Origin of the sequence: Streptomyces sp. UH6 (assembly GCF_013421635.1) — a bacterium.
Lineage (GTDB): Bacteria > Actinomycetota > Actinomycetes > Streptomycetales > Streptomycetaceae > Streptomyces > Streptomyces abyssomicinicus.
Genome location: NZ_JACADT010000857.1, coordinates 1 through 2470, shown reverse-complemented (window position 1 = coordinate 2470; position 2470 = coordinate 1). Strand labels below are relative to the sequence as shown.

At 71.9% G+C, this 2470-nt stretch carries 2 protein-coding genes and 2 pseudogenes; 3 read left to right on the top strand and 1 reads right to left on the bottom strand.

Features of this window, described 5'->3' with window-relative positions; all coding sequences use genetic code 11:
• The 3 genes and pseudogenes from HW445_RS26765 to purU all read left to right on the top strand — a co-directional run.
• Positions 1 to 619: pseudogene (locus HW445_RS26765) on the top strand (hypothetical protein); the annotation flags it as partial.
• A 142-nt stretch (positions 620 to 761) separates the two neighbouring features.
• Complete coding sequence (locus HW445_RS26760) at positions 762 to 1208, top strand: hypothetical protein (RefSeq protein ID WP_180223451.1); 447 nt, start codon at positions 762 to 764, stop codon at positions 1206 to 1208.
• An 84-nt stretch (positions 1209 to 1292) separates the two neighbouring features.
• Positions 1293 to 2168 carry a formyltetrahydrofolate deformylase gene (purU, locus tag HW445_RS26755; protein WP_180223450.1) on the top strand — a complete coding sequence of 292 codons (876 nt, stop codon included), beginning with the start codon at positions 1293 to 1295 and terminating at the stop codon, positions 2166 to 2168.
• Between the two features lie 12 nt (positions 2169 to 2180).
• Here the strand turns inward: purU and HW445_RS26750 are convergent.
• A pseudogene (locus HW445_RS26750) lies at positions 2181 to 2470 on the bottom strand (MDMPI N domain containing protein); the annotation flags it as partial.

The following is a 2470-nucleotide window of genomic DNA, read 5'->3' as shown; positions in this document are numbered from 1 at the left end:
GGCCGGGGTCGGCATCGTGGTGCTGGGCATCGGCATCGGCTCCCTCATGGACGGCGGCGAGGACGAGACGGACGACACCCCGGTGGCGGCCGCTTCCCCCACCTCCTCGCCCGCCGGCGGCGAGCAGCCGCCGAAGGAGGAGAAGGACGACAAGGAGGCGGTGAAGACGCAGGCTGTCGCCCTGGACCAGCTCCTCGCCGACAGCGGCGACAGCCGCTCCGCGGTGGTCGGGGCCGTCGAGGACGTCAGGAAGTGCGTGAAGCTGGACGCTGCGGCGCAGGCGCTGCGCGGGGCCGCCCAGCAGCGTGCCGACCTGGTCACCCGTCTCAACGAGCTGGAGGTCGACCGGCTCCCGCACCACGCCGAGCTGACCGCCGCGCTCACCAAGGCCTGGCAGGCCTCCAAGTCCGCCGACGAGCACTACGCGGCCTGGGCCGACCAGGTGGCCGCCGACCGGGGCAAGCTCTGCAAGCGCGGCCAGGCCCGCCACACCGCGGAGACCCGCGCGGCCACCGAGCAGAGCGGGACCGCCACCACGGAGAAGCAGAAGGCGTCCGAGCTGTGGAACCCGATCGCCAAGGAGTGGAAGCTCACCGAGCGGCCGCCGCTACAGCTCTGACCTGCGCCTTCTCCCCCGGGCGGCCGGTGGTCGGCCCCCGCTCCCCGGTGCCCGGGGCGCCCGTCGCCGGCCGCGGAACGTACGATCGGGTGTCGTGCAAACTTCGGTGAACTCTTCCCGCCACGGGCGTCGCTCCTCCACCATGGGCGTCATGCCCCTCAACGACATGCCGTGGTGGCGCTGGCGCGGGAACGTCCGCTCGGCGCTGCACATGCTCTCCGACCCCGGCTTCCAGCAGAACGTCTGGCTGGCGGGGGTCGACGGGTACGGAGACGTCACGGACGCCGTGTACCGCCTGGTCGAGGACACCTGGCTGGACAACTGGTCGGCGGAGAAGTACGTCGGCACGATCTTCCGGGACTCGCAGGAGGCGGCGCTGGTCGACACGGCCGTGCTGCGGGTGCTGCGGATCATGCACCAGGTGGGGCCGGACGCGCCGGTGTCGGCGTACATGGCCCACGCCGGGTGGCCGGAGGCGGTCCGGGCGGCGCGGGACGCGCACGTGCGGATGGCCGTCGGCGACGGCGACGACCCCGACACCGCGCCGCAGTCCCTCGAGGTCCTCCGCATCCTCACCCGGGTGGCCTGACACCCCCGCGCAGGGGGTGGCGGAGCCGTCCCGGATGAGGGACACGCCCGCGACCGGGGTGGGGGATGTGCGACCCTGGCGGTCATGAGCGAACAGTCCACCGCCGCCCCCGTCGAGCAGTACGTCCTCACCCTCGCCTGCCCGGACAAGCAGGGCATCGTCCACGCCGTGTCGAGCTACCTCTTCATGACCGGCTGCAACATCGAGGACAGCCAGCAGTTCGGCGACCACGACACGGGACTGTTCTTCATGCGGGTCCACTTCTCGGCCCCCGCCCCGGTCAGCCTGGAGAAGCTGCGCGCCAGCTTCGCCGCGATCGGTGACTCGTTCCACATGGAATGGCAGATCGGCCTGGCCGGCGAGAAGATGCGCGTGCTGCTGATGGTGAGCCGCTTCGGCCACTGCCTCAACGACCTGCTCTTCCGCGCCTCCACCGGCGCGCTGCCGGTGGAGATCGTCGCCGTGGTGTCCAACCACACCGACTTCGCCGAGCTGGTGGGCTCGTACGACGTGCCGTTCCACCACGTGCCGGTGACCCGTGACACCAAGCAGGAGGCGGAGGCCCGGCTGCTGGAGATCGTCCGGGAGGAGGGCGCGGAGCTGGTCGTGCTCGCCCGCTACATGCAGGTCATCTCCGACGACCTGTGCAAGCAGCTCAGCGGGCGGATCATCAACATCCACCACTCCTTCCTGCCGAGCTTCAAGGGCGCCAAGCCGTACCACCAGGCCCACACCCGCGGCGTGAAGCTGATCGGCGCCACCGCGCACTACGTGACCGCGGACCTCGACGAGGGCCCGATCATCGAGCAGGAGGTCGAGCGCGTCGGTCACGAGCTGACCCCCGCGCAGCTGGTCGCGGTCGGCCGGGACGTCGAGTGCCAGGCGCTGGCCCGGGCGGTGAAGTGGCACGCCGAGCGGCGTGTCCTGCTGAACGGCCACCGCACGGTGGTCTTCTCCTGAACGAGGCCGCCGTTACAGCCGGCTGAGGGACGCGGCCGCGAAGAGGACGTCCGCCACGGCGGCCTTGTCGCCGGTCTGGCCCGCCGCCGCGTCGCGGGGACGGATGTGCCCGGCCACCAGCTGCGCGAACTCCTCGTCGTCCAGCACCACCTGAGCCACCACATGGTTCTCGGAGGGCAGCGCGGCGGGGGAGTCCAGCGGGATCAGCCAGTCACCGCCGCCCCGTCCCTCGATCTCCAGCAGCAGGCTGCGTCCGGGACGGCCCGCCGGGACCAGATGGCGTGCGCCCGGTCCCGGTGCGG